This is a genomic window from Ruegeria sp. YTSB088, assembly GCF_059609825.1.
On record NZ_JBXWMM010000003.1, the window covers coordinates 317,801 to 343,996 of the forward strand.

31 protein-coding genes and 1 tRNA gene are annotated in these 26,196 nt (G+C 58.2%); 16 read left to right on the forward strand and 16 right to left on the reverse strand.

Features of this window, described 5'->3' with window-relative positions; all coding sequences use genetic code 11:
- Positions 1-45: 45 nt before the first annotated feature.
- From AC2FFA_RS07035 to AC2FFA_RS07045, 3 genes are read left to right on the forward strand one after another with little or no spacing between them, the layout of a single operon-like run.
- Positions 46-726, forward strand: a complete 681-nt coding sequence (locus tag AC2FFA_RS07035; RefSeq protein WP_496850760.1) for a TerB family tellurite resistance protein — start codon at positions 46-48, stop codon at positions 724-726.
- A 4-nt stretch (positions 727-730) separates the two neighbouring features.
- Positions 731-1,732: an endonuclease/exonuclease/phosphatase family protein gene (locus AC2FFA_RS07040; RefSeq protein WP_496850761.1), complete on the forward strand. Its 1,002-nt coding sequence runs from the start codon at positions 731-733 to the stop codon at positions 1,730-1,732.
- Between the two features lie 37 nt (positions 1,733-1,769).
- The gene (locus AC2FFA_RS07045) at positions 1,770-2,144 is read left to right on the forward strand and encodes a hypothetical protein (RefSeq protein WP_496850763.1); all 375 of its coding nucleotides are present in this window, start codon (positions 1,770-1,772) and stop codon (positions 2,142-2,144) included.
- Positions 2,145-2,156: 12 nt separating this feature from the next.
- Here AC2FFA_RS07045 and AC2FFA_RS07050 read toward each other — a convergent pair whose 3' ends face one another.
- The 5 genes from AC2FFA_RS07050 to AC2FFA_RS07070 form a co-directional block, all read right to left on the reverse strand.
- Positions 2,157-3,701, reverse strand: a complete 1,545-nt coding sequence (locus tag AC2FFA_RS07050; RefSeq protein ID WP_496850765.1) for a Ppx/GppA family phosphatase — start codon at positions 3,699-3,701, stop codon at positions 2,157-2,159.
- Positions 3,702-3,750: 49 nt separating this feature from the next.
- A complete protein-coding gene (locus AC2FFA_RS07055) occupies positions 3,751-4,440 on the reverse strand; it encodes a P-loop NTPase family protein (RefSeq protein WP_496850767.1) in 690 nt (229 codons plus the stop codon).
- The gene (locus tag AC2FFA_RS07060) at positions 4,441-5,514 is read right to left on the reverse strand and encodes an AI-2E family transporter (RefSeq protein ID WP_117868285.1); all 1,074 of its coding nucleotides are present in this window, start codon (positions 5,512-5,514) and stop codon (positions 4,441-4,443) included.
- A gap of 89 nt (positions 5,515-5,603) precedes the next feature.
- The gene (locus AC2FFA_RS07065) at positions 5,604-6,578 is read right to left on the reverse strand and encodes an isopenicillin N synthase family dioxygenase (protein ID WP_496850768.1); all 975 of its coding nucleotides are present in this window, start codon (positions 6,576-6,578) and stop codon (positions 5,604-5,606) included.
- A complete protein-coding gene (locus AC2FFA_RS07070; protein WP_496850770.1) occupies positions 6,578-7,942 on the reverse strand; it encodes an FAD-dependent oxidoreductase in 1,365 nt (454 codons plus the stop codon). Before AC2FFA_RS07070 ends, AC2FFA_RS07065 begins: the two co-directional genes overlap by 1 nt.
- A gap of 168 nt (positions 7,943-8,110) precedes the next feature.
- On the opposite strand from AC2FFA_RS07070, the gene proS reads away from it, so the two are divergent.
- Positions 8,111-9,451 carry a proline--tRNA ligase gene (proS, locus tag AC2FFA_RS07075; RefSeq protein WP_117868287.1) on the forward strand — a complete coding sequence of 447 codons (1,341 nt, stop codon included), beginning with the start codon at positions 8,111-8,113 and terminating at the stop codon, positions 9,449-9,451.
- 116 nt (positions 9,452-9,567) lie between these two features.
- Here proS and AC2FFA_RS07080 read toward each other — a convergent pair whose 3' ends face one another.
- Positions 9,568-9,927 (reverse strand): hypothetical protein, encoded by a 360-nt coding sequence (locus AC2FFA_RS07080; RefSeq protein ID WP_299641745.1) that lies wholly within the window; start codon positions 9,925-9,927, stop codon positions 9,568-9,570.
- 355 nt (positions 9,928-10,282) lie between these two features.
- Between AC2FFA_RS07080 and AC2FFA_RS07085 the strand changes: the two genes are divergently transcribed.
- On the forward strand, positions 10,283-11,578 hold the full coding sequence (locus AC2FFA_RS07085) for a lipoprotein-releasing ABC transporter permease subunit (protein WP_496850771.1): 1,296 nt from the start codon (positions 10,283-10,285) through the stop codon (positions 11,576-11,578).
- The gene (locus AC2FFA_RS07090) at positions 11,571-12,257 is read left to right on the forward strand and encodes an ABC transporter ATP-binding protein (protein ID WP_496675593.1); all 687 of its coding nucleotides are present in this window, start codon (positions 11,571-11,573) and stop codon (positions 12,255-12,257) included. The genes AC2FFA_RS07085 and AC2FFA_RS07090 overlap by 8 nt, the downstream gene beginning before the upstream one ends.
- Here the strand turns inward: AC2FFA_RS07090 and AC2FFA_RS07095 are convergent.
- The gene (locus AC2FFA_RS07095; RefSeq protein ID WP_117868292.1) at positions 12,241-12,678 is read right to left on the reverse strand and encodes a DMT family transporter; all 438 of its coding nucleotides are present in this window, start codon (positions 12,676-12,678) and stop codon (positions 12,241-12,243) included. The two genes, AC2FFA_RS07090 and AC2FFA_RS07095, sit on opposite strands and share 17 nt — an antisense overlap.
- A 97-nt stretch (positions 12,679-12,775) precedes the next feature.
- Between AC2FFA_RS07095 and AC2FFA_RS07100 the strand changes: the two genes are divergently transcribed.
- Positions 12,776-13,183, forward strand: a complete 408-nt coding sequence (locus AC2FFA_RS07100) for a c-type cytochrome (RefSeq protein ID WP_496850773.1) — start codon at positions 12,776-12,778, stop codon at positions 13,181-13,183.
- Here the strand turns inward: AC2FFA_RS07100 and AC2FFA_RS07105 are convergent.
- A complete protein-coding gene (locus AC2FFA_RS07105) occupies positions 13,180-13,872 on the reverse strand; it encodes a hypothetical protein (protein WP_117868293.1) in 693 nt (230 codons plus the stop codon). The genes AC2FFA_RS07100 and AC2FFA_RS07105 overlap by 4 nt on opposite strands.
- Before the next feature lie 42 nt (positions 13,873-13,914).
- A complete protein-coding gene (locus AC2FFA_RS07110) occupies positions 13,915-14,577 on the reverse strand; it encodes a DNA-3-methyladenine glycosylase I (protein WP_496850774.1) in 663 nt (220 codons plus the stop codon).
- A 421-nt stretch (positions 14,578-14,998) separates the two neighbouring features.
- Between AC2FFA_RS07110 and AC2FFA_RS07115 the strand changes: the two genes are divergently transcribed.
- The 5 genes from AC2FFA_RS07115 (at position 14,999) to AC2FFA_RS07135 (ending at position 20,434) form a co-directional block, all read left to right on the forward strand.
- The gene (locus tag AC2FFA_RS07115) at positions 14,999-15,949 is read left to right on the forward strand and encodes an ABC transporter substrate-binding protein (RefSeq protein ID WP_117868296.1); all 951 of its coding nucleotides are present in this window, start codon (positions 14,999-15,001) and stop codon (positions 15,947-15,949) included.
- A 10-nt stretch (positions 15,950-15,959) separates the two neighbouring features.
- The gene (locus tag AC2FFA_RS07120) at positions 15,960-17,009 is read left to right on the forward strand and encodes a quaternary amine ABC transporter ATP-binding protein (protein WP_299894861.1); all 1,050 of its coding nucleotides are present in this window, start codon (positions 15,960-15,962) and stop codon (positions 17,007-17,009) included.
- Entirely contained in the window at positions 17,006-19,072 is a 2,067-nt protein-coding gene (locus AC2FFA_RS07125) for an ABC transporter permease (RefSeq protein WP_496681425.1), read from the forward strand. Before AC2FFA_RS07120 ends, AC2FFA_RS07125 begins: the two co-directional genes overlap by 4 nt.
- 104 nt (positions 19,073-19,176) lie before the next feature.
- Positions 19,177-19,842 carry an NnrU family protein gene (locus AC2FFA_RS07130; protein ID WP_496850777.1) on the forward strand — a complete coding sequence of 222 codons (666 nt, stop codon included), beginning with the start codon at positions 19,177-19,179 and terminating at the stop codon, positions 19,840-19,842.
- Positions 19,843-19,912: 70 nt separating this feature from the next.
- Positions 19,913-20,434, forward strand: a complete 522-nt coding sequence (locus tag AC2FFA_RS07135; RefSeq protein ID WP_117868300.1) for a DUF2478 domain-containing protein — start codon at positions 19,913-19,915, stop codon at positions 20,432-20,434.
- An 80-nt stretch (positions 20,435-20,514) separates the two neighbouring features.
- Here the strand turns inward: AC2FFA_RS07135 and AC2FFA_RS07140 are convergent, their stop codons facing one another.
- From AC2FFA_RS07140 to AC2FFA_RS07150, 3 genes are all read right to left on the reverse strand, one after another.
- A complete protein-coding gene (locus AC2FFA_RS07140; protein WP_496850780.1) occupies positions 20,515-20,619 on the reverse strand; it encodes a VPLPA-CTERM sorting domain-containing protein in 105 nt (34 codons plus the stop codon).
- A gap of 60 nt (positions 20,620-20,679) precedes the next feature.
- Positions 20,680-21,177: a hypothetical protein gene (locus tag AC2FFA_RS07145; protein ID WP_496850782.1), complete on the reverse strand. Its 498-nt coding sequence runs from the start codon at positions 21,175-21,177 to the stop codon at positions 20,680-20,682.
- 162 nt (positions 21,178-21,339) lie between these two features.
- A tRNA-Tyr gene (locus AC2FFA_RS07150) sits at positions 21,340-21,423 on the reverse strand.
- A gap of 116 nt (positions 21,424-21,539) precedes the next feature.
- On the opposite strand from AC2FFA_RS07150, the gene rlmB reads away from it, so the two are divergent.
- The 4 genes from rlmB (at position 21,540) to AC2FFA_RS07170 (ending at position 23,832) form a co-directional block, all read left to right on the forward strand.
- Positions 21,540-22,310, forward strand: a complete 771-nt coding sequence (gene rlmB, locus AC2FFA_RS07155) for a 23S rRNA (guanosine(2251)-2'-O)-methyltransferase RlmB (RefSeq protein ID WP_496850784.1) — start codon at positions 21,540-21,542, stop codon at positions 22,308-22,310.
- A gap of 17 nt (positions 22,311-22,327) precedes the next feature.
- Positions 22,328-22,609, forward strand: coding sequence for a hypothetical protein (locus AC2FFA_RS07160; protein WP_117868303.1), 282 nt, complete (start codon positions 22,328-22,330; stop codon positions 22,607-22,609).
- Positions 22,602-23,165, forward strand: a complete 564-nt coding sequence (locus AC2FFA_RS07165) for a YHS domain-containing (seleno)protein (RefSeq protein WP_496850786.1) — start codon at positions 22,602-22,604, stop codon at positions 23,163-23,165. Before AC2FFA_RS07160 ends, AC2FFA_RS07165 begins: the two co-directional genes overlap by 8 nt.
- A 196-nt stretch (positions 23,166-23,361) precedes the next feature.
- Positions 23,362-23,832, forward strand: coding sequence for a CoA-binding protein (locus tag AC2FFA_RS07170; RefSeq protein WP_496850788.1), 471 nt, complete (start codon positions 23,362-23,364; stop codon positions 23,830-23,832).
- On the opposite strand, the gene AC2FFA_RS07175 is transcribed toward AC2FFA_RS07170, so the two are convergent.
- The 4 genes from AC2FFA_RS07175 to AC2FFA_RS07190 all read right to left on the reverse strand — a co-directional run bounded on the left by AC2FFA_RS07175 (position 23,829) and on the right by AC2FFA_RS07190 (position 26,186).
- Entirely contained in the window at positions 23,829-24,401 is a 573-nt protein-coding gene (locus AC2FFA_RS07175) for a hypothetical protein (RefSeq protein WP_496850790.1), read from the reverse strand. The two genes, AC2FFA_RS07170 and AC2FFA_RS07175, sit on opposite strands and share 4 nt — an antisense overlap.
- A 69-nt stretch (positions 24,402-24,470) precedes the next feature.
- Positions 24,471-24,788 (reverse strand): phosphoribosyl-ATP diphosphatase, encoded by a 318-nt coding sequence (locus tag AC2FFA_RS07180; RefSeq protein ID WP_117868306.1) that lies wholly within the window; start codon positions 24,786-24,788, stop codon positions 24,471-24,473.
- Positions 24,785-25,546 (reverse strand): imidazole glycerol phosphate synthase subunit HisF, encoded by a 762-nt coding sequence (gene hisF, locus AC2FFA_RS07185; protein ID WP_496850792.1) that lies wholly within the window; start codon positions 25,544-25,546, stop codon positions 24,785-24,787. Before hisF ends, AC2FFA_RS07180 begins: the two co-directional genes overlap by 4 nt.
- 112 nt (positions 25,547-25,658) lie before the next feature.
- Entirely contained in the window at positions 25,659-26,186 is a 528-nt protein-coding gene (locus AC2FFA_RS07190) for a fused MFS/spermidine synthase (RefSeq protein WP_496850882.1), read from the reverse strand.
- Positions 26,187-26,196 lie beyond the last annotated feature (10 nt).

Here is a 26,196-nt window from a genome sequence, read left to right on the forward strand (position 1 = left end):
TCTGTCGCACCTGACAGTCCCGGATTGTGACGCTAGTGTATGCCCATGTCGATCTGGATCCGCATATCCGAAGCGCTCAGTGCGCTGGCCCAAGGCGAAAGCCTGACCGCAGTTTTTGAAAAACTGCGTTCGCCCCCGGAACGTTCGGTGGCGTTCACGATTGCAGTGATTGCGCTGGGCGCAAAAATGGCCAAGGCAGACGGTCAGGTGACACGAGACGAGGTTACGGCCTTCCGCGATGTGTTTCAGATCGCGCGTGAAGACGAAGAAGGTGCCGCGCGGGTCTTCAACATGGCCCGCACGGATGTGGCGGGGTATCAGGACTATGCCCGCAAGATCGCCCGGATGTTTGCCGAAGACAGCACCACGCTTTGCGACCTGATGGAAGGGCTGTTTCACATCGCCATGGCCGATGGGTTCTACCACCCCAATGAGAACGCGTTTTTGGAAGAAGTGAGCAAGATCTTCGGGCAGACCGACGCTCAATTCAAAGCATTGCGGGCGCGATTTGTGCCGGATGCTCCAAAAGATCCTTACACGGTTCTGGGTGTGCCGCAGGACATGCTATTGCCCGATATCCGCAAAGTCTGGCGACAACTGGTCCGCGAAACGCACCCGGACGCCATGATGGCGCGCGGTGTCCCGGAAGAGGCGATCAGACTGGCCGAGAAAAAGATGATCGATATCAACCGCGCCTGGGATGAGATCAACGGGGCGCGGGCCTGACAGGATGCGGCTGGCGACCTATAATATCGAATGGTTCGCAAATCTTTTTGATCAAAAAGACAGTCTGATTGTCGATGACACCTGGTCCGGTCGGCATGACGTCACCAAGGCGCAGCAGGTCGAGGCGATTGCCAAAGTGCTGACCGCGATTGATGCAGACGCGGTATTGATCGTCGAGGCTCCGAACACCGGTAAACGCCAGAATACGGTGCGGGCCCTGCAAACCTTTGCCGAGGCGTTTGATCTGCGCACCTCTGACGCGGTGATGGGGTTTGCCAACGACACGCATCAGGAGCTGGCGCTGCTTTACGACAGGACCGTTCTTACCGCGCGCCATGATCCCAGGGGTGACATCGACGACCCGTTGGCCCCCCGGTTCGATAGCGAGTTCAGGATCGATCTGGATATAGATGCGACCGAGGATGTTGTGCGGTTTTCCAAACCACCGATGGAATTGGCGGTGACCACGCAATCGGGCCGCGAGGTCCGGCTGATCGGCGCTCATTTGAAATCCAAGGCTCCGCATGGGGCTGAGTCGCGGGATGAGGCGATCCGTATCTCGATTGCCAACCGCCGCAAGCAACTGGCGCAGGCGGTCTGGCTGGCCAGGCGGGTCGAGTTGCACGTTGCAAACCAAGAACCTGTCATTTTGCTGGGAGACCTGAACGACGGTCCCGGGCTGGATGAGTTCGAACATCTGTTCGGCCGGTCTTCGGTCGAGATTTTGCTGCAAGCGGGGTTGTTCGACCCGCACGCGGTAACTGCTCATGGATTTCGGCCCGGATCGATACCCTCCACGGCCCGCTTTGCCCGTCCGAAAGAAGGCAGGTTTCTCGAGGCTCTTCTGGATTATATAATGATTACCCAGGATCTGCGTGCATACCGTCCGGCCTGGCGTATTTGGCATCCGTTTCGCGACGCGGTCTGCTGGTCCGCACCGGACCTGCGACAGGCGCTGTTGACGGCGTCGGATCATTTCCCGGTCACGCTGGACATCGACCTGTGACCTTTCACGCCTGCGGCAGGGGGACTATATATCAGGTATGAAACACGTTTTGCTGATCAGCATGATCACGGTTGGCATTGCCGCACCCGCCATGTCGCAGGAGGAAAACAGCAAATCCCTGATGGAGCAGGGGGCTGAACTGTTTTTTGAAGGTCTGCGCAAGGAAATGGAACCGGCGCTGGATGAGCTGCTGGGCCTCGCGGATGAGTTTGGCCCGGCGATGCAGTCGTTCTTGCGGGAAATGGGCCCGGCACTGGCCGAGCTGGGGGCTGAGATCAAGGACTGGAGCGCTTATGAAGCGCCCGAGATATTGCCCAATGGCGACATCATCATCCGCAGGAAGCAGGCCGAGGAACCGCCAGAGCCTGAAAACGAGGGTGAAGAGTTGCCCGAAGGAGCAACTGATATCTGATCGGATCGATGGTCAGCCCCTGATGATCACGCGCGTATCGGATTTCAGGGCGTTTGCCAGAGAATTCAGGCGCGCTTCGGCAACTTCGCTGAATAGGGGGGCCGCTGCTTCGGGCAAATACAGTTCCAACTCGCGCTTTTTGGGGTAGAATTTCAGGCGCCCCATATTGGCGTCATTATGCATCCACAGCATCGCGCCAAAGCGCATCGCCTTGCCCAAGATCTCGGCCTCTTTCTGGCCTTTTTCGTCCAGCAGATCATACAAGGGTGCAAACCGGTTGCCCTCGCGTTTGTTGCGATACCGGTGCTGCAAGGCCAGCCCGATAAAGACACGTTCGGAATGCTTCAAACCACCCAGATTGGCGCGGGTGACGTTGTCGAAACAGACTTCGGCCCGGTAGTCGGGATGAGCACGCCAGCTGACATCGTGCAGCAGGCACGCAGCCTTGATCAGTCGAACGCTGCTGGGGGGGGCAGATTTGAACAGCGGCATTACGAAATCGTAGAGGTTGCGACCAAATCCGGGCAGGCGGGCATCCTTGGATTCGGAAAAAAGGCTTGCTTCGATCAACGGGTCGCGGTCGCGCAATTCCTGCGACATCTGTTCATACAGCAATCCTTCACGGATCCCGTAGCTGGAAATAGCGATATCCTTTGGTTTGAACGTTCGGATCAGCCGGGCCAGAACGTCCATTGCGTAGGGGATGAGCGACATGCGCGAGCTGGATACACCGGCCTGGCTGCGCAGCTTTTCATGATCGTTCTTTTCAATGAACTTGATCGTTTCGCGGACCTGTTTTGTCGTCATTCGGTATTCATGCAGAACGATCAGCGGATAGCCTCGCCGCAGCATGTCCAGCCGGGCAAATGCCCGCCAGCTGCCGCCAACAAGGAATAGACGATCCCGCTGCGGACCCATCTCATCGCGCAGCTTTTCCATCGTGCTTTTGATATGGGCCTTGCGTGCACGCCGTCCGCCCTTAATATCTCGCAGTTTCAGTGGCCCGAGCGCCGAGGTCAGGCGGCGGCCCACCTGACCGTCCCCGATCTCGGCCAGCTCCATCGAAGATCCGCCGATGTCGCAGATCAGGCCATAGGCGCCGGGCCATCCCAGCAACACACCCTGAGCTGAAAAACGGGCTTCTTCTTCTCCGGTGATGACTTCCACGTGCAGCCCGGTTTCCGCCTTCACCTGATTGCAGAAATCCGGTCCGTCCTTGGCCTCGCGTACAGCTGCCGTGGCCACGACATGCAGACCCGGCAATTCCAGATCCACCGCCAGATTCTGAAACCGTCGCAGCGCCGCCAGCGCACGTTCGCGTCCACGCGGATTCAGTCGACCGGTCTCGGACAGGCCCGCGCCCAATTCGCACATGACCTTTTCATTGTAGAAATAGGCCGGCGATCGGGCCGCACCGTCAAAGATGACCATTCGGACCGAGTTGGATCCGACATCGACAACTCCGACACGCGACAATGCCCGGGTTCCAGGCTCGTCGAACAGTGGCTTTCCGAAAGGCCCCCAATCAGGGATGTCGGTTGCAGCGGTCTGATCCATGTGTCTTCCAGATAATGCTGTGTGAGGATGCGAAATTGGCGGGTGCGGGTCAATCACCCGTCTCGATCTCATCCGGGCCCATGTTCAGAACCCGCACAGCCAAAGTGCGGGTGATGTCGCGTTTTTCCATGAGGGCCAATTGATCCAGCTGCGCCACCACGTCGGCGGCAGTTTCAAATCGCCGATCCATGTGTTTGACGAGATAGGCTATCACCTCGGGGCCGGGGTTCAGCTGCCGATCTACGAACAGCTTGGCCAGAACCGCACCCAGCAACGCATCGTCGGGCGGATCCAGCGCCACGTGATGGGCGCCTTCGACCCGGCTTTGCAGGTCCGCCAGCGGCAATTCCCAGAATTTCGGGGCAAGCCGACCTGTCATCAACAAGGCGTGCCCTTCGGCCAGAACCAGGTTGTGCAAGTGAAACAGCGTTTTCTGCTGGTCGATTTCGTTGGTGATCATGGGCACGTCTTCGACGGCAATTGGCCTGCGTGCCAGATCCGGGACGTCGTCATACCGCAGGTCAGCGGCCTGAATGATGCGTCCGCCGGTTTCCGCGGCCCAGACATGCGCCAGATGGGTTTTCCCTGCGCCAGCCGGGCCAGTCAGAACGAGCTTGTTTCCCGGCCAGGATGTGGCCGAGATCATCGCCACGGCCAAAGCATTGGCTGGCGACACAAAGAAATCTTCTCGCCCGAGCGCAGTCTTGGCGGGCAGATCAAAGCTGAGTTGTCGGGCCATTTACTCGGTTTCCTGATCCTGACCTTCAAGACCGGTATAAAGTCGGCTGTCCAGGTACAGCGATGTGGCAAATCGGGTCAGCACGCCCAATGCTGCGGCCACGGGCACGGCGATAAGCATGCCGACAAACCCGAACAAAGCCCCAAAGACAGACAGGGCCAGCAGCAGCCAGACCGGGTGCAGCCCGACAGAGCTGCCCACCAGCTTGGGTGTCAGGAAATTTCCCTCGGTGACCTGTCCGATGGCAAAGATGCCTGCGATCAGCCCGATATGAGCCCAATCACCCCAGAACTGAAACAGCGCCAGCCCGATGGCCAATGAGCCTCCGATCAGGGCGCCCAGATAAGGGATGAACGTGACCAATCCCGCAATGAAACCCACAATCAAGCCAAATTGCAGACCGGCAAGCATCAGGGCAACCGCATAATAGGTGCCAAGGATAAGGCAGACCGTTCCCATCCCGCGCACGAAAGAGGCCAGAACGGCGTCAATCTCACCGGCCAGCCGCCTGATGGTGGGGGCATGGTCACGCGGCAGGAGCTCTCCGATGCGGGCGATCATGCGATCCCAGTCCAGCAGCAGGTAAACAGCCACGACGGGTACGATCACCAGAAGGACAACAATATTTATCGCAGACCCAAGTGAAGCAATAACCGTTTCCAGAACATCCCCTGTCTTGGATTTCAGTGTTTCGCCGAAGGACAAAAGCATCTGATGCGTGTTCGACTCTCGATCCAGTAAGGACGGGAACTGTTTTTCAATGAACCCGCGCAATTGCTTGAACAGATCAGGCAGAACGTCGATCAGATCCAGCAGCTGGGTGATCAGAGCAGGTACCACCATCAAAATCGCAAGTACAAATCCCAAAACACCTACGACGGTGATAATTGCCGTGGCGGCCATACGCGACAGGCCCAGCCGCTCCAGCCGATCCGCAACGGGATCAAGGAAGTATGCAATTGCTCCGCCAATGACGAAGGGCAGCAGGACATCCCCCAAGGCCCAGAGGATCAACACAAAGACCGCAGCGGCGACGCTCCAGTATCTCAGCTGATCCTTTACCGGCAAAGCCATGGCGATCCCCTTGTTCAGGCCCTTGCCGGTGTTCTTGGCGTATCAAAGCCCATGATGCAAGCGCTTCATTGGGAAGGGCTTTGCCGGCTTCAATCGTGCAACGTCCCCAGTTCCGGGGTGCCTTCTTCCGCGGTTTCATCGGGCCAGTTGGTGCGCCAGATTTCCGCCGACCAGTGACCACAATGAACTGCCGGGCGGTCGAAGCCGGGCAGGGCGGGCAACAATGGTTCAACAATGACGTCATGGCGGGGTACGGCGAAATAGGGGAACGAGTACCGCTCTTTGCCCGATCTGTTCACCACCCGATGTGGCGTGGATTTCAACCGCCCGCCTGACCACAGCTCCAGCATGTCGCCGATATTCACCACAAAGCCGCTAAGTGGGCAGTCCGGTGAAATCCACTTGCCGCTACGGGTCTGCACCTCGAGCCCGCCCACCGGGTCAGGCGCGATGATGGTCAGTGCGTCCGTATCCTTGTGCGGATGGATGCCATAGCCCGCTTCATCCGCAGCCTGCGGGGGATAGTGTAGCAGTGTCATATTGGTCATCGGGTTTCGGAATGCGTCGCGCAAAATGCCAGAGGTCAAGCCCAGGCCGGATTCCAATGCGCCCAGCAACAGATCAGTGACACGGTCCAATTGACTCCAATAACTCAGGATGACCTCTTTGGCCTCGGGGACTTCAGCGGGCCACAGGTTCGGGCCGTACAGGGCACACTCAGCGCGCACGGGATCGGTGGCGGCAACCTCGTGGTGCAGTTTGTAACCCTCGTATTTGTCGGCTTTGCCGGATCCATCGTTGGGTGTGAAAAAACCCATCGGGATATAACCGCGATAATTCTCGCGCGTGATGGCCTGATCCCATTTGCGGGAGTCCGTGATGGCAAAGATCTCTCGTGTGGTCTGACGGACGTGATCCATACATTGCTGAGACACATCTGTCCCGGTGATGGACAGAAACCCGATCCCCGCGCAGGCCTCAATAATGCTTTGTACCGTTGCATCAAAGGCTGCGGTGCCATGATCGTACAGCGGCGAGATGTCTATTGTCGGAATGTTGTCCATCAGTGAATCCTGACCCCCTGACGCTCTAGTTCCGTGTGTACAGGTACCAGATTCAATTGATTCAGTTCCTGATTGCCCTTCAGCGACATCGCGGCTGCAACGCCCGCGCCCTGACCCATGACTGCGCAGCAGGCCATGTTTCGCGTGGCAGCATGGGCCACCCGGTCGGCACCGTGTGACCGTCCCGCAACCAACAGGCCTTTGATGCCCCTGGGCAGCATCGAGCGGTACGGGACCTGCATATACCGCCCCGTGGTCGGCAGGATCAGGATGCCATACCCGTCGATGAATTCGGGGTAGATGCCGATCGTGTCCTCGAACCGGCCCTGATAACGGGCGTCGTTTTCGGTCATGTTGTACATCGCATCGATCTTGCGAGTGTCACGAATACCGATGGTCATCCCGAAATTCCGCAGCCGCGCGTTCTCGCAACCGGGCATAAACCGGCGCAAAGCTTCGATAGCCATCATCGATTGGCGGCGCCCTTTGATTTCACCGCGCGTCAGGCTGTCGGGGTCGGTACCATCGATCTCGGCCAGGTGGATGAGGTTCATGTAGGTGAGTTCGCCTGTGTCATGCATCGCGCCCCAGGTGCCGGCGATGGTGTTCAGATGCGGCGGGATCAGACCTTCATCAATCGCCTGCTGGAAGGGCTTGTGCACGAAGGGTGAGAACATGTCGTCCTCTTTCCCGCTGGTTTCGATATTCCACTCACCGCCGCCGCCCCAGTCCTTGTAGGTCTGCGGGTCTGCTTTGACGCCCTCGATAAAGGCACGTTTGTCGACGCCCGCCAAGTGGAACATGACAGAGGCGGCCATCATGTCTTCCCGTGGCGTTTTATGCGTCGGAGCCCCCGCGCGATGGGCCACATCGGCGTCGCCGGTGGCATCGATTACCACCTTGGCCAGTATCGCCTCACGCCCGGCCTTGGATTCGGTGATGATTCCGATGATCCGGTCACCTTCCATGATGGGGGCGACGAATTGCCGGTGCAGCATTGGGTAAACACCCGCCTCTTCGACCAGCTTGTCCGCCACCAGCTTGAACCCTTCACTGTCGAGTTCATAGCTGAGCGACTGGCTTTCGGGCACCGCCGCGCCCATCTCTTTGGCGCGGGTTTCAAATTCCATCCCGATGCCGCCTGCCTCGACGGTTTGCTCGTGCCGGTACCACGCGAATCCTTCGACGCCGACGGCGGTGATGTTGCCGCCCATGCACCCGAACCGGTCAACCAGCGAGACGTCCACACCGGTCCGCGCTGCGGCCAGTGCTGCGGCCAAACCGGCAGGACCGGACCCGACGACCAGCACGTCTGTAGAGTGGACAACGGGAATGCTGCGGGCGGGTTCCTGAATGGTCTGCATCAAGGCCTCATGGGTTTTGAGTTTGCGCCACAATTGGAGTTCCCGATTGGAGGGTCAATCAAAAAACCGACTGATGCGAAGTCGCAAAAACACCAATGCCCGATTGCCCCCGGCGGTGGTTTGACATAATCACCTTTGAAGTCGAAATTTACCTTTGAAGGTTAACCCATGCGCCTCAGCCGTTACTTTCTGCCCGTTCTCAAGGAAAACCCTTCCGAGGCCCAGATCGTCAGCCATCGGCTGATGCTGCGTGCCGGGATGATCAAGCAGGCCTCTGCGGGGATTTATTCCTGGCTGCCGCTGGGTTTCAAAGTGCTGCGCAAGTTGGAAAACATCGTCCACGAAGAACAGGCGCGGGCCGGTCACATCGCGATTCAGATGCCCATCATCCAGTCGGCGGATCTGTGGCGTGAATCTGGGCGGTATGATGATTATGGTCAGGAGATGCTGCGGATGAAGGACCGACATGACCGTGACATGCTGTTCACACCCACAGCCGAAGAATTGGTAACTGATATCTTCCGTGGCCACGTGAACAGCTACAAAGACCTGCCGCTGACGCTCTATCAGATTCAGTGGAAGTTCCGTGACGAAATCCGCCCGCGTTTCGGCGTGATGCGGGGCCGTGAGTTCTATATGAAGGACGGCTATAACTTCGACCTCACCAAGGAAGACGCGCTGCACGCCTATAACCGCCATCTTGTCAGCTATCTGCGCACCTATGAGCGCATGGGCCTTCAGGCGATCCCGATGCGTGCAGATTCCGGACCCATTGGCGGCGATGATACGCATGAGTTCCTCGTGCTGGCCGATACCGGTGAATCCGAGGTCTTCTATGACAGCGCCGTCACCGACCTGACCTTTGGTGATCGTGAGATTGACTATGACAGCCACGAGCAGTGTCAGGCCATTCTGGAAGAGTTCACCTCGAAATACGCGCGCACGGATGAAACGCATGACGAGGCGCTGTTCAATCAGATCCCCGAAGAACGCCGCCGCGTGGCGCGTGGTATCGAAGTTGGGCAGATCTTCTACTTCGGCACGAAGTATTCCGAGCCGCTTGGCGCGACTGTGCAGGGCCCTGATGGAAAACCGGTTCCGGTGCATATGGGCAGCCACGGGATCGGCGTCAGTCGTCTGGTTGGCGCGATCATCGAGGCCAGCCATGACGACAAAGGCATCATATGGCCCGAGGGTGTGACCCCGTACCATTGTGGCATCGTGAATCTGAAGCAGGGTGATGAAGAAGCTGACGCCGCCTGCGACAAAATCTATAACGCTCTGACGGCCTTGGGGCTGGAACCGCTCTATGATGATCGCAACGAACGGGCAGGGGGCAAGTTTGCGACCATGGATCTGATTGGTCTGCCGTGGCGGATCACGGTCGGCCCACGTGGTCTGAAGAATGGTGTTGTTGAGCTGACCTGCCGCCGGACCGGCGAAAGCGAGGAACTGAGCCCCGAGGTCGCCGTTACCAAAGTTGCTGAAATCTACGAGCAGATTGCCTGAGCACAAGCATCCGTACCTGCTCTGATTGTCACGTTAAACTGACCTGATCCATGAAGGCGGCCATGATATTGCTCTGGCCGCCACTCGCGGCCTGACCAGGACACCCGGTTCAGACTTCAGCTTTGGTCCGCTGTCGGACGCTTTGCCAGGATGTCCCCATTGGCCCCGTCGCCCCGTGCCACCACGATCGGTCGGCCCAGTCGACTGACCAGTTCGCGAAACTCAAGGCCCAGAAACTGCAACCCGCAAACCCGCGCGTCCGTGGTTCGATCCGTTAAACACAGACGACCTTGCCGGAAAACCAGACGGTACCCTTTGTCTTTCAGAATATCCGTCAGATTGCCCCAGCTTGCCGCGCTGGCAAAGATTGGCCGAATGGCCGCTCGCAGCAGCGCCGCTGTCTCGCAATCCAGTTCTGTCGATGCTTGGCGGGACGGAATAACCCCCGCACCGTTGGTTGAAATTTGAAAATTCATTGAGCGACCCCCGCTCCTTAAATGTGTTCCCCCGTAGACAGGGTGACAAAGTTTCTGAAAATAATCAAAAAGAGTAATAAAATTTCGCGCCCATTGTTGCCTTTTCGATTCAGGAGCTCACAAAGCGCGATGATTAACTTCATACATGAAACAATATCGGTTTGTCTGTGATGCGCTTCACAACTCATGGTGTAACGCCAACTTCCGAAGTCATCCGTTTGGCTCAATCGTTCCAGTTGCACACCGAGTTGATTCGGCTCATTCAGGCTGAGGAGTCGGGTCAGAGGGACAACCGGCTTGACCATCGGGTGAAATGCCGAAACTGTCCCCGCGAACAAGAACACCCGGAGCAAGTATGGCCAAGACCCCCCCGCCCTTTGCCTCTTTTGAATGGAAAATAGCCTGGCGTTATCTGCGGGCCCGCAGGGCCGAAGGCGGCGTCAGTGTGATGACCTGGATTTCCCTGATCGGGATCACACTGGCTGTGTTTGCCCTGATCGCGACACTGGCGGTCCGGTCCGGATTCCGTTCGGAATTTGTCGGCACCATTCTGGGCGCCAACGCGCATGTGACGGTCTATTCGTCAGGCGAGATCGATGCCCAGGGGCGGGTGGATCGCACAATCGCCGACTATGAGGAACGCGCCGCCCGTATCGCACAAGTGCCCAGTGTTCAACGCGTGGCTCCTTTGGTGAAGGGGCAGGTGCTGATCACCAACCGCGACCGCAGCAGCGGCGTTGAAGTGTTTGGCATCCGCCCCGACGATCTACTCGATCTGCCGGGTATTGCCCAGGCAGAGCAGGCTGTGGGGGACTTGTCAGAATTTCAGACGGGTGAGGATGTCATTGCAATTGGGTCAGGCGTGGCGCGCAGCATAGGCGCCACCGTGGGGGACGTCGTCAAGTTGACCTCGCCCAACGGGGTAAAAACCGCCTTCGGTACTTCGCCCCGCGTGAATGCCTACCGCGTTGTCTATGTGTTCTCGGCCGGGCGCTATGACATCGACCGCACGCGTGTCTACATGCCGTTTTCGCAGGCGCAGGGCTTTTTCAATCGCGAAGGTGTGGCGGATGAGATCGAAGTGATGGTGGAAAAGCCCGAAGAACTGGGCCCGATTCTGATTTCCATCCTCGAGGCATCGGGCGAGCGCAGCCAGATCTGGACCTGGCAGGATGCATCCGGTGGGTTCCTGCGGGCATTGGAAGTCGAGGATAACGTAATGTTCATCATCCTCTCGATCCTCGTTCTGATCGCCGCGATGAATATCGTCTCGGGCCTGATCATGCTAGTCAAGAACAAGGGCCGCGATATCGGCATCCTGCGCACCATCGGCCTAAGCGAAGGATCGATTCTGCGTGTCTTTTTCATCTGCGGCGCTTTTACCGGCCTGATCGGAACGGCTTTGGGGGTCTTCCTTGGGTGCCTCTTCGCGATCTATATCGATCCGATCTTTTCGTTCGTGAATTACGTGATGGGCGGCGGCGTCTGGGATCCGTCGATCCGGGGCATCTATGCTTTACCCGCCGAGCTGCACCTGAACGATGTGCTCAAGGCCATCGGTCTGTCGCTTGGCCTGTCCTTTGTCGTCACCTATTTTCCTGCCCGTCGAGCGGCGCGGCTGAACCCGGTCGAGGCGTTGCGCTATGAATGATGTCACATTGCGTCTGAAGGGTCTGACCAAGACCTATCTGAAAGGCAAGCCGGGCGAAGTGCAGGTCTTGCGCGGAGTTGATCTGGATCTGCGCGCGGGTGAGGCCGTAGCGATGGTTGCACCCTCAGGGGCAGGTAAATCAACGCTTCTGCATATCGCTGGCCTGCTGGACATGCCCGACGAAGGAACCGTCGAAATCGGCGGGCGGAATGTGTCGGGCAAAGGCGACCGGATCAGAACCGCATTACGGCGTCAGGATGTCGGGTTCGTATATCAATTCCACCACTTGCTGCCGGAATTCACGGCATTGGAAAACATCACTCTGCCGCAACTGGCCAATGGTGTGTCGGACAAGGCCGCACAGGCCCGAGCGCTGGACCTGCTGGACCGTGTCGGCGTGGCCGCACGCGCCAGCCACCGCCCCGCAGCGCTCTCTGGTGGGGAGCAACAACGGGTGGCGTTTTGCCGGGCATTGGCCAATGCGCCCCGTGTTTTGTTGGCGGATGAACCGACGGGCAATCTGGACCCCGAAACCTCGGATCAGGTCTTTGATACATTGATGAAGCTGGTACGGGACGAAGGGTTGTCGGCGTTGATAGCTACCCACAACCTTGACCTGGCGGCGCGCATGGACCGGATGGTTCGGCTTGAGAGCGGGGTCCTCAGGCCAGTTGAGTGATCGCAACGCCAATGGCCATGACAGCGATCCCGCCCATCCGCATGAAAGTAAGCGGCTCGACCTGTGCGCCGAACAGGCCGAAATGGTCGATGGCCGCGGCGCTGATCAATTGCCCGAGCAGCACAAAGAATACAGCGTTGCCCACGCCAAAATGTGGTGCGACGTGGGTGATCGACAGGACATAGAAAGCAATCAGGACACCTGCAAGCAACAGGTGTTTCGGCGCCTGGGCAACCTTGGACAAGGCCGCAAATCCGGGAAACAGCGCCATGATCAACGCCGAGGCGATGAAGGCAATGGCAAACAGCACAACAGCAGCCGTCGTTGGCGACCCGATGACTTTGCCCAGCGCCGCGTTAAGCGCGGCCAGGATCGGAATTCCAAATCCGGCGGCCAGCATGATGGCGGCGTATTGTGTCATTGCCCGAACCCTCTGCAGCATTTTCGTTGATCTGGATCATTGCGCCAAGACGCCCATCGGGCAACCCTGCAAATGTCAATCTTGGCAGGAGGATACGATGTTCAAGGCAACAATCGGAGTACTGGTTCTTGGGGTTTCGGCTGCTGCCTGGCAGGCCGCTTGGGCACAAGACGCGAAGACCGGAGAAGAACTTTATTTGCACCATTGCGCGACCTGCCATGGGATCGATGCAATGGGGCAGGGTCCGATGGCAGCCGTGTTGGTGGTTCAACCGAGCGATCTGACCACTTTGTCCAACGAAGAAGGCATGTTCCCGACTGCCAGCGTTGTCGCCCGCATTGATGGTCGGGACCCATTGGTCAGTCATGGTAGCCCGATGCCGGTTTATGGCCCTTATTTTGACGGGCAGGACACATCCATGAAAACGCCGCAAGGTCAGCCTATTCTGACGAGCCAGCCCATCGTGGATCTGGTGGCCTATCTTGAAACACTGCAGCAGAACTAGGTTCCGCTGCAAATTCCGTCGATCTCGGCCTCGCTCCAGGGAAGTAAGATTGCGCGCTCACGCCCTTTTTGCGGAAGCGGTGACAGATCAAAATGCGCGCTCAGCATCGCGTGCAGCCGTTTGGTTCGGGTGGCCTGAGGGTCCAGCGCACGGCAGCAAACGTATTCCTCGACAATGGCGCCCTGCTGTTCAAACCCGTAGGACAGGAAGTCCGGCGACGTTTCGAGGTCGAAAAGATACGGATCGCTGCGCCCACCATGTTCCGCCGCAGCACGCAGCGGGTGGTAACCGGTGGTCCGGCGGTTTTGCCACTGCCAGACATGCGTCAGTTCATGGGCCAGTAACATTGCGGCCACCAGGTTCATCTGATCCGGAAAATCAGACATGTAGTCTTCCAGATACCAGTCGCGCGCAAAGTAAACCTTGTTGAACAGGGCCACGGCTGCTGGCCTGCCTGTCACAGGCCCGGGTTCCACCGGAGGAAGGATACGCTCGCGGCAGGCCAGACGTGGGCGCTCCTCGCGGAAATACGTCACGTTGGCAACCGGCGCACCTTGGACCAATCGCACGCTGTCAAGATTAAGGGTTTCGCCCTGAATGGCATCCGCAAAATCACGCTCTTGCTTTGTCAATTGACGACCGCAGGAGGGCAGCAACAAAAGAGCACACAGGAATACGCGCAGAACCATGAGGTGAATCCTAGTCCGCTGCTTGCGATCCGCAAACCGTTTTCACAGGCTCATGGCCAAAACCCGGCTGATTTCCGTCAAAGACCGGCTGGATTGATCCATCCATGAATTAAAGGCCCGTTGCACCGCCGCCATGGCTTTTTTCGACGTGGCGGGCTTGTCGATCACGCCTTCGGCGATCAGACGGGCGGTGACGTCCCGAGACAGAATGAAACTGTCGCGCCCTGCGAAACGCATCGCATACTGCGCCGAAGCTCTGCCAAGACGAGACCCGCGTTTGGCCAGCATGGCAAGAAGGTTGATATAGTCATCAGAGGGCCAGCCGCCCAGAACCTTGCCCGCGCCGCCTTCTTCGCGCAGTTCCAAAAGGAACGCCGCGTTGTCCCGCACTGCCGCGATCTTGGTTCCATTGCGGACAATGCGTGTGTCTTGCAGTAAGGCATCAAACTTTTCATCATCCATGAACGCGCACCGACCCACATCGAAACCGTTAAAGGCGGCTTCGAACCCATCCCATTTGTTTTCGATGACCTTCCAGTTGAAACCGGCCTGAAAGACGCATTTCGTGATGATCGATAGCCACCGGTCCTCGGGCATTGCCGCCAGTTCTTCGTGGCTTTTGGGCTTGTTCAGCTGTGCTTCAAAGGCTTCGGCCCCACCGTGGCGAGAGGCGGCAATATCATAGATCTCTTTAAATGAACGCATAGACCCAACCTCAAAGCTGTCATGTAAAGAGTGTTTTGTTTTGCCTTCCTTTTGCAATGGGAATTTTGAGTGTTTGAAACTCACCCGTCAGGGCTAAAAACTCGAGCTCAACAAGAAAAAAGATTTATTACCGTCAAAGAAATCCTCGACAAACGGGCTTAAAACGGTTTGTGATTGACTCGTCAGTCAACATTCCGTGCCCGGGGCTAGGGATAATGACGGGTCGGGCAGGGGCCTTTGCGGCGTCTGCGGGGAAACATCAACGGTTTGGCGGGAAGAAAACTGCGCCGTTACAAACTGATCACTTTCCTTTTCCGACTGAATTTGTGCATGTTGCGGCATGGTATTGTCATCAGACAAAGATACCGGCGGGAAAAACCTCGCCGGGGTGGGCAAAACAAATAAGACAGGGAGAAAATCCATGAAAAAACTAAGTGTAAGCCTTATGGCCTTAACCGTTGCCAGTGCAGCGCACGCGGCGGATATGGGTGCCGTGGACGAGCCGATCAAACTGGCGATCAACGAATGGACTGGTCAGCACGTGACCACGCATGTGGCGGGTGAGATGCTCAAGGCAGCTGGCTATAACGTGGAATATGTGACCGCTGGTATGATGAACCAGTTCCAGGCGCTGGCCGATGGAGACATCGACGCGACGCTGGAAATCTGGTCGTCCAACGTGTCGGATGAATATGCCAAGAAGATCGAGGAAGGCACGGTTGTCGAAATCGGCGATCTTGGCCTGGATGCCAAGGAAGGTATCGCATATCCGGCGCATGTCGCCGATCTGTGCCCGGGACTGCCCGCGTGGGAAGCGCTGAAAGACTGTGCGCAGGTCTTTGCCACTGCGGAAACTCTGCCCGGTGGCCGTCTGGTCGACTATCCGGCCGATTGGGGCACACCTGGCGCGGATCGTATGGTCGGCCTGGAACTGCCGTTCAAGGCTGTCCCCGCCGGGTCCGAAGGCGCCTTGATCGCCGAACTTCGTGCTTCGACCGAGCGCAAGTCGCCACTGCTGATCACATTCTGGCAGCCGCACTGGGCGATGTCTGCCTATGACGTACAGTTCGTTGAACTGCCCGCAGGTGAAGAAGCGTGCTTTAACGATCCGGCGTGGGGTCCGAACCCGAACGCGGTGAACGATTGCGACTTTTCGCCCTCACGCATTTTCAAAGCTGGCTGGAGCGGTATGGAAGAGAAATGGCCGGCCGCCTATGAAATTCTGACCAATTATCAACTGGCGGTCGAAGACCAGCAACCGATGATGGGCGCGATCGACGTTGACGGCGGAAAGGTCGAAGAAGTCGTCGCCGCCTGGATGGCAGAGAACGAAGGCAAGTGGCGTCCGGTCGTAGACGCAGCAACCCAGTGAGCGCACGTAAGTGACTGACGCGACTATGCCAGCCATCGCCTGCCGGAATCTCTGGCAGGTCTTTGGCCCCGGCGCTGACAAAGCCCTGACCGACGCGCTGTCTCGGTCAGGGAACGACGCCGAAAAAGCCGCCACCGACCTGCGCGAACGAGGGTTTATCCCAGCCGTTCAGGACGCCAATTTCGAGGTCAAGGAAGGCGAGCTGTTCGTCATCATGGGCCTGTCGGGCTCGGGTAAATCCACGCTGATCCGCTGTATCTCGCAACTGTTACCCGGCACGGGCGGTGAGATCCGGGTAGATGGCGAAAACGTCATCGGTGCCTCAAAAAAGGCCCTGACCGATCTGCGCCGTAAAAAGCTGGGCATGGTGTTCCAGCATTTCGGCCTGTTCCCACACATGACCGTTGCTGAAAACGTCGCATATCCTCTGCGCGTTCAGGGCGTTGGCAAGAAGGAACGGCTGGATCGTGCGCAGGAAGTGATCTCGCTGGTCGGACTGGAAGGGCGCGAAGACAGCTTCCCCCGGCAACTGTCAGGTGGTCAGCGTCAGCGTGTGGGGATTGCGCGATCTTTGGCCGTGAACCCCGATATCTGGTTTCTGGACGAGCCGTTTTCTGCGCTTGATCCGCTGATCCGTCGCCAGTTGCAGGACGAATTCCTGCGCATACAGGCGACCCTGAAGAAGTCGATCGTCTTCATCACTCACGATATTCAGGAAGCACTGAAGCTTGCTGACCGCATCGCCATCATGCGGGACGGCAAGATCGTACAGATCGGCACGCCTACAGATATCGTCCTGCGACCCGTTGATGACTATGTGCGCGAATTCTCCAAGGATGTCGCCAAGGGGCAGCATGCCAAGGTCGCCTCGGTCATGCGGAGCGAGGCAGAATGTGGCCCGGATGATCCCGGCCTGACCACGTCGATGACACTGGACGCAGCCCTGGCCCATTGCATGGAACTTTATGAACCCGTGCCGGTGCGTGATGTCGATGGCAATGTCGTTGGGACGGTGCACCCGTCTGATCTGGCTGCCGCACTTCAGGTGGATGAAACATGACCGCCTTGACTGACTTTCCGACGCAACGCAGCGCGCAGTTGACGGCGGGTGCGAAGGCCGCCCTGATCACGGTTATCGTCGGTGCGGCCTGCCTTGCTCTGGAGGGCATCGCCCCATGGCTGGTCAAATGGCCCGCCGCGTGGGAGTTGCCCGCAACCCAATGGGTGGGCGCGTTTCTGGACTGGTTTCTGAACCTGATCAAACCAGCGATGCGGTTGTTCTCGGATATGATGACCTATCCGATGAACTGGGCGAATTACGTGCTTGGCAACACACCATGGCCCATCCTGATCGGAATCGTGACCGCGTTGGGCTGGTACCTGGGCGGCTTGCCCATGGCCGCTCTCGGCTTTCTGGGCCTCAGCTTTGTGTTGGCGTCAGGCTACTGGGCTGAGAGCATGAACACGCTGGCCTTGGTCGCAGTATCCGTTCCGGTGGCGTTGATATTGGGTGGTGGCATCGGCATCCTCGCCAATGAGGTGCCGCGGGTCAAATCCTTCGTGCAGGCTGTTCTGGATGTGATGCAGACTGTGCCGACCTTCGCATATCTCACGCCTCTGTTGTTGCTCTTTGGCTTTGGTCCTGTTGTTGGCCTGATCGCCTCGGCCATCTACGCCGCGCCGCCCATGGCGCGCAACGTGATGCTGGGGCTGGAGCGTGTCGAGCCCGAGATTAAAGAGGCCGCCATAATGTCCGGCGGCACCCGGTTCCAGCAGTTGTTCCAGGTGGAAATCCCGGCGGCTGCGACGCAGATCATGGTAGGCGTGAACCAGTGCCTGATGGCGGCGCTGTCGATGGTGATCATCGCCGCCGTCATCGGCGGGTTCAACGACATCGGCTGGGAGGTCCTGCTGACCATGCGCAAGGCGCAGTTCGGGGAATCTCTGATGGCGGGTTTGGTCATTGTGGTCTTTGCCGTGGTGATAGACAGAATGAGCGGCACCTTGGCGACCGAGCGCAAACGTTATGACAGTCGTGTTGTCTGGGCAATTCTGGGGTTTGCCGTGCTTTTCACTGCCGCCTTCTCGGCATGGCTGCCGAACCCATCCGAACTGACCTTGCTGGACCCGATGGCCGAAGCCGTGGACAGTGGCCTGACTGCGTTCACTCAAGCCAATGGCCCATGGTTGGATGCGCTCAAGAACAATTCACTGTTCTATGTGCTGCTGCCTTTGCGGATCGGTCTGGATCAGGCCGTTCTGCCCTTTACCTGGGGCTTCCAGTGGACGCCGGGCATGAGCTTTGGTCTGTTCGCCGCAGGTGCGGGGATCGCGCTGTTGATGGCTTGGCGTGGTCGGCTGACAGGAGGTCTGATCGTCCTGATCCTGATCGGGATGTTGGAAACCGGTATTGCCAACCTGCCGTGGCTCTTTGTCCTGACCGGTGCCGCTGCTCTGGGCTGGGTGGCGGGGGGCTGGCGCCTGGCGGCGCTGTGTGTGGGGCTGCTTTGCACCATCCTCGTTTCGGGACTGTGGGAGAGAGCGCTGCTATCGCTCTACCTCAGCGGTGCGGCAGTGTTTTCCTGTGCGGTCGCCGGCGGACTGATCGGTCTGGCCAGCGCGGTCTGGGAGCCGGTCTGGAAAGTGGTTCGTCCGATCTGCGACATGTTGCAGACAATCCCGCTGTTCGTATTCCTTATCCCGGTTCTTATGGTGTTCCAGATCGGTGAGTTCTCGGCCTTTCTGGCGATCTGTGCCTATGCGATCGTCCCGATGATCCGCTACACGCGGCACGGGCTGGTCAACACGCCGGACGAGATGATGGAGGCCGCGATTTCAAGCGGTGCGACCGAGTGGCAGATCATGCGCGACGTCCGTGCGCCCTATGCCGCGCCGACCATCTTGCTGGGACTGAACCAGACCATCCTCTATGCCTTTGCGATGCTGGTGATCGCCGCACTGATCGGCACCACCGGCCTGGGCCAGTCGATCTATCTGGCGCTGGGTCAGGCAGATGTGGGGCTTGGCATTTCGGCCGGGGCCGCGATGGCGATTCTGGCGCTGATTGCCGACCGGATCGTGCAGGGCTTTGCCGAAGAACGCCGCGCGGCGCTTGGGTTGTAACACAGCACGGGGGCGCTGCACCCGCCCCTGTGCTTGACTTGATTTCGGACAAGGATACCACCGCCGTCCTGATCTAGACCGATCCCAATAACTCGGAGATCACCATGACCGGTTGGGTCCTATTCCTTGCAGCGCTCGTCACTTTCCTTCTCAGCCACGCGATTCCCGTTCGGCCGGCCGTCCGAAGGTGGTTGATCGGCACACTCGGACGCCGGGGGTATTTCACGGCCTATTCGGTTCTGTCGCTGGCCGTCCTGACTTGGTTAATCGTTGCCGCCGCAAATGCCCCTTATGTCGAGGTCATCCCGCCATTCGCGCTGCTGCGTTGGGCGCCGGTTCTGATCATGCCTGTGGTCTGCTGGCTGGCTGTTGCAGGGCTGACTATTCAGAACCCGTTCTCTTTCGGAGGGCTGGGCAATCGGCCCTTCGATCCAGAGCAGCCCGGTATCCTGCGCACCACCCGACACCCGATCCTTGCCGCGCTGATGCTGTGGGCGGTGGCACATCTGCTGGCCAATGGCAGCCTGTCACATGTGATTCTGTTCGGTCTGTTTGCAGGTTTCGCGGTCATGGGCATGGCCCTTGTCGACCGGCGCAAGTCGCATGAGATGGGCTTTAAATGGGTCCGCTTGTCCCGCAACACGGCGCGGTTCTCACTGTGCGCACCGCGTCCTTGGCCTCGTCCCGGGGTATGGCTGGCCGCGTTTGCAGTCTATGCGGTTCTGCTTCACCTGCACGCTCCTGTGATTGGTCTGTCCCCGCTTCCGTAAACGAGGGAGTGGCCGGGCGGTGCCTTGCGTGCTATTTGAAACGTCACAAACGAATTACAAGAGGTCCAAGATGCATCTGGCCTATGTCACCACCACCGATCGCGGCGCGACGGACCGCCTTCTGAGCGCCGTCGCGGAACGTCTGCTGGCGTCCGGAGCAAAACTGGCCGGTGTTGTGCAAACAAACACGGAATGCGCCGACAGCAGCAAATGCGATATGGATGTGCGGGTGCTGCCTGACGGTGAAACCATCCGCATTTCGCAGTCGCTGGGCACCCAGTCGCGCGGCTGCCGTCTGGACCCGGCAGCGCTGGAACAGGCGGTGGGATATGTGACCGCCTCTCTGGAGGGCGCGCCTCAGCTACTGATCATCAACAAATTTGGCAAGCACGAATCCGACGGTCGAGGGTTCCGCCCCGTGATCGGCGAAGCGCTGGCAATGGATATCCCGGTGCTGGTCGGCGTGAACGGTTTGAACGAGGAGAAATTCCAGACCTTCGCGGATGGTTCCGCGCAAGCCCTCCCGGCGGATCTGGATGCAATCGAGGCGTGGTTCAACAAGGTCTCGGAACTGCGCCCGGCGGCGGAATAGAATCTTCCAAGCTGTTGGTTTAGAGACCAAAAATGGCGCTGAGCAACAGTCGGCGCCGCCTTTTTTGGTGTTGGCTGCAACTAGGTTGTCTTAAGCCTGCGATACCCGAACAAGCCCAGAATGGCCCCGATCAAAAGCAGCCCGCTTGCGGGCAGGGGGACCGGTGCGACAACAAGATTGTCCACATGAAACTCACCGCACCATTGGCTACACCAACCGATGTTTGGTGTGGTAGGGTAAATGCCCTAGGTCGGTGCCGGGCTGTTGAATGTGATCTGCAACGCATCAATTGCCGAGAACGCGCCGTTGAGTCCAACTGTGCTTAACGCCATAGGTGCGAAGGTTTGGCTTGCCACGAATGCACCATTCCTCAACCCGGAAAAAGTCAGTGTCGGAAAAGCGGCAGGGCCTCCTGTCAGCCATTGGTAATAAGCTGAAGCCCCAAAAGTAGGCGCAAGGCCGGATCCAGTTGTGTATGCTAGGGACCACCCAACCAAGTCTACGGTATGCGCCGCGAACCGTTTTCCATCAACTGGCGTGATTGTTGTGGAAAGAACCCCGTTGTCATCGTGAAGGTTTATGAAGTTTCCGAAGTTGTAGACAGTCGCGTAGTTGAATGTGTAACCTTGGCTTGTCCCTTGATTTAAATTGGGGCCAACAGTTTGGTCATTCGCTAAATCAATATCAAATGTAACGGTCAGCGCATTCGCTGCGCCCGCGATACAAACGGCGAGCGCCGCCAAAAGCAATCTCAAAACAAGTCCCACGCAAAAACGTGTTCAGACTAGCGGCCACGCCCGGTTTCGCAACTTTTACGAGTCTTGAAGGTCGCATGTGCGCGTGCACTTGTAAACGGAAACGTGCTGACAGGGCATTGTGGCCATCTTTTAAACTTGCTGGAAAGATGGTGGGCGACCCTGGAATCGAACCAGGCGTGCGTCTCCGCGAGGGAGTTACAGTCCCCTGCCACACCTTGCGGCCTGTCGCCCACTGTCAGGCGTTGCACCTGACGTGGAGGCGTGATTACTAGCGCACCAAAGAAGCGTCAACAGGAAAAATTCGCTTTGACGCAGGAAACCGAACTCTTGGCCCGGAGGCCTGAAAAATGAAGAAACCCAAATGGGTCGTTGAAAAGGAACAGGCGCGTAAAGCTGCGGCTGCTGAAACCGTCTGGCTGTTCGGTCTGCATGCGGTTCGCGATGCTTTGATGAACCCAAATCGGCAGAAATTGCGCCTGATCGCAACGCGCAACGCGCGGGATAAACTGGCGGAAGCGATTGAATTCTCTGGTATCGAACTCGAGATGGTTGATCCGCGCAAGTTTACGGCGCCCATTGATGCAGGTTCGGTGCATCAGGGGGCCGCGCTGGAGGTGAAGCCACTTGACTGGGGCGGTTTGGCTGAAAACTGCATCGGTCGGGAAAACCCGCGCGTTATTCTTTTGGACCGTGTCACAGACCCGCACAATGTCGGCGCGATTCTGCGCTCGGCCGAAGTTCTGGGTGCCAGTGCCGTGATTGGCACGCGCCACCATTCCGCGCCCGAGACCGGGGCACTGGCAAAAACCGCCAGCGGCGCGCTGGAGCGTCAACCCTATCTGCGGATGCGCAACCTCGCCGACACAATTGTTGAACTACAGAATATGGGCTTTCTGGTCCTTGGGCTGGACGGTGAAGCAGATGTAACGATCGAAGGCGCGCTGAGCGACGGTCGGGACCGCCCCGTCGCACTTGTTCTGGGAGCGGAAGGCCCGGGATTGCGCCAAAAGACGAAGGAAACCGTGGATCAATTGGTGAAAATTGACGCAGCTGGGGGGTTCGGATCGCTGAATGTCTCAAATGCGGCGGCAATCGCCTTATATGCATCCCGGCCCTGACAAAAAAGGAGAGCGCTATTTCCGGTCCATCAAAAATCGCGACCTGCTGCTATTGTGGGACCCGGGCTGCGTTGGTTCTGAGAGGCAAAGAGCGGCACGAGCTGAGCTGTTCCAATTGTGGCGCCCCTTTGCACGATCTGAAGATGCTGCCAAAGCGGAAGGCTGCGCCTTCCAAATCGGTGCGATCTGCCGTTTCTCACTCCCCTCTGCGGAAGACCAAGCGAAAAAAGAAGAAAAAGAGCATGTTCTCGCGCGTTTTCGATGAAGCCTGGGATGTGATCGAAGATATCTTTGATTGAACGTATTTGGGTGAAGATCGTTCACATCCACGTCAACAGGGGTTCCGCATGCAGCAAAAAATTGCATCTTAATACCCCAGTGAATTCAGATTCTGACATGACAATGCTGACCCGACGTTCCACACTTGGCGCGCTGTGCGCCTTTTTTCTGGCTCCTGCCACCTACGCGCAAGATATGCCGGTCTATTACACCACCGAAGGGGTGGCGTTGGCCGGGTATGATGCCGTGTCCTATTTCGACAGTTCTACGCCCATAATAGGCATGCCCGAGAATTCAGTAATGTGGAAAGGGGCGCGTTGGCATTTCACCTCGCAGGAGAACCGCGAACTTTTTGAAAGCAATCCCCGTGCTTTCGCGCCGCAGTTCGGCGGTTATTGTTCTTATGCGATGGCGATGGGGGTTCTGAAGAGTACAGACCCCAAGGCCTGGAAAGTTGTGGATGGTCGTCTTTACCTGACGCACTCGATGGAGATCGAGGAGGTTTGGCAGCAGGATCAGGCGGAATACATTGAGATGGCTGAACAAAACTGGCCGGCGGCCCTCTATCGGGAATGAGCGGGAATCAGGTAATTGTGAAGAGTCATCACAAAAATGCGCGTGCCCCCTTTTTTTTAACAAAAATATGCCTAAATGTCACAGTGACCGCGGAACGGAACTGCCGCGGGTCATTTCACTGTCCCTCGTTCCAACAACTGGCGCCCAAGGCTTCTTGGGCGCTTTTTTCTTTTTGGAACCCTGCTAAGGATAGGGCATGCCCCACTATTCCGATCAGCACCTGAGAACCATTCTGCAACGCACCAAGACCGTTGCCGTTGTTGGGGTGTCCATGAACCCGGTGCGACCCAGCTATTACGTCGCCCGCTACCTGTCGTTGAAAGGTTTCAACGTGATCCCGGTCAATCCGGGCCATGTCGGGAAAGACCTGTTTGGCCAGACGGTACGCGGCAACCTTTCGGAGATATCCGAACCCGTGGACATGGTAGACATTTTCCGTCGATCCGAGGCCGTGCCTCCCATAGTGGATGAAGCGCTGGACGCTTTCCCGTCGCTAAGCACAATCTGGATGCAGATCGGGGTTGAACACCCCGAAGCAGCAGCCAAAGCCGAGGCCCGCGGTGTAGATGTCGTGATGAACCGCTGCCCTAAGATCGAATATCAGCGCCTGTTTGGCGAGCTGCGCATGGGCGGGTTTTCGACCGGGATCATCTCGTCCAAGCTTTAAGGCGTTTCAGGCTTGTATGGCTTCAGCCGGGCCACCTGTTCCTGTCGTCGTTTTTCCAGCACGACGTCACGTGGCACCCACTTATAGCGGGTATCCTCGACCAGCGGAGACCAGAACAGCACCCCGCCATAGCGCCAGGGGTCCAGCACGACGCCCTCATACAGCGACTCTCCCTTGCGACTGATAATCGCCGTGCTGTGGTCGATCCTCAGCGGATTGTCGGCGTTGGCGATGGCGCGGTGCAACTCCAGCGTCTGGAAGTTTTCCTGTTTCAGGCGACGTTCAATATCCTCGGCCCAATGCCAGCACAGACCACGCGGGCGCAAGCCCTTGTTGACCTTTGCATTGTGGATCAGCGGCGGATCGGTGATCTGGTATTCGCCCACCAGCTGCGCGGTATAGGAATAGGCGACTTGCGCTGCCCGGTGGGCCTCTTCAGGATCGATATCTGGGCCAAGCAGCTGAATCTCGGCTGTCAGGCGTTGCACCTCATCCCCGGTCGAGGCGGGAGGTGCAGAGCAAGCTGCACCAAGAGCAAGTGTTGCCACAAGCATCAGTACTCGGATCATGTCGCGCCCTCGGCCTGTCAGTCTGACGCCCGAGTATAGCGGCCATTGTAACGGCGCGGAACCCGGCCCTTACCCTTTGGGTCGGGCGGCTTTTTCGGCAATGCCGCTGACGCCCTGACGGCGCGCAAGCTCAGCCAGGACATCCTCCAGCGCTACGTCTCGCGCGGCCAGCATGACCAGCAGGTGGTACAGAACGTCTGCCGCCTCAGCGGTCAACTTGGCCTTGTCGCCCCTCGTGGCTTCAATAATGGCTTCGATGGCTTCTTCACCAAATTTCTCGGCGCATTTCTCGGGACCCTTTGCAAGCAGCTTGGCAGTCCAGCTTGAATCCGGATCCGCCCCTTTGCGCGCCTCAATCGTGGCAGAAAGGTCGTGTAGAATACTCATGTCAGCCTCATCGGAATGCCAGCGGCGGCCATATGTTCTTTGGCTTCGCGGATCGTGTATTCGCCGAAATGGAAGATCGAGGCAGCAAGCACCGCACTCGCGCCACCTTCGGTGACGCCTTCGACAAGATGGTCCAGATTGCCGACACCGCCGCTTGCGATTACCGGCACGTCGACTGCATCGGAAATCGCGCGTGTCAGGGGCAGGTTGAAGCCAGCCTTGGTGCCATCGCGATCCATCGAGGTCAGCAGGATTTCTCCGGCGCCTTTGGCGACAACGGTTTTTGCGAACTCTACCGCGTCAATGCCCGTGGGCTTGCGTCCGCCATGGGTGAAAATCTCCCACTTGCCGGGACTGACAGTTTTCGCGTCGATGGCGCAGACGATGCACTGGCTGCCGAATTGATCTGCCGATTCCGCGATCACATCGGCATTGGCAACGGCAGCCGAGTTGAAGCTGACCTTGTCTGCCCCGGCCAGCAACAGGGCGCGTACATCATCCTTGGTACGAACGCCGCCGCCGACTGTCAGAGGTACAAAGCACTGCTCGGCCGTGCGCTGTACCACATCGAACATGGTGCCGCGGTTTTCGTGGGTGGCGTGGATGTCCAGAAAACAGATCTCGTCCGCGCCTGCGGCGTCATACGCCTTGGCCGATTCAACGGGATCGCCTGCATCGCGCAGACCAACGAAATTCACGCCTTTGACCACGCGGCCATCGGCAACATCAAGGCAGGGAATGATCCGGGTTTTCAGCATCTGATCGTCCTTCGTTGCCGGACCTTTACCGGCAAAGCGTCGCTGATGCCACAGACGTTTTGACGCCCACGGCCCGGATCGCACCGGCCATGGTCAGCGCAGGTGTCCTGCTTTAGTGATCCCGGTTCTTCAGCAGTTTCAGCGCCGAGAGCAAGTTTGCCTTGTCATCGGTCCACGGCTGCGCGCCGTCGGTTTCAACGACTTGCCAGTTTCCGTCCTGCACAAAACTCTCAATTCGGGATTTGTCCGGGCTCAGGATCACAACGCTGCTGGTGGCGGCTCCGGTTTCAACCTGCTCTTCACCCACGGCCAGCCGTTGATGCGCAGCTGTCAGGTTCAAACTGTCGGCAATTCGTGCCAAAGGCTGGACCAGATCGTAGAACCGGTTCGTGATGTGGAACACCAGAACCCCATCGTCGGTCAGGCGGCTCGTGTACATCTCTACCGCCTCCCGTGTGATCAGGTGAAGCGGAATCGCGTCCGAGCTGTAAGCATCCAAAACCAGGATATCGAAGGCAAATGGCCTTTGCTTCAGGACGATCCGGGCATCACCCAGATGGGTTTCTGAATCGGGCGTGCATTCAGACAGATAGGTGAACAGCGAAGGGTCGCGTGCGATCTGGTCTACAGTCGCGTCGATCTCGAAGAAG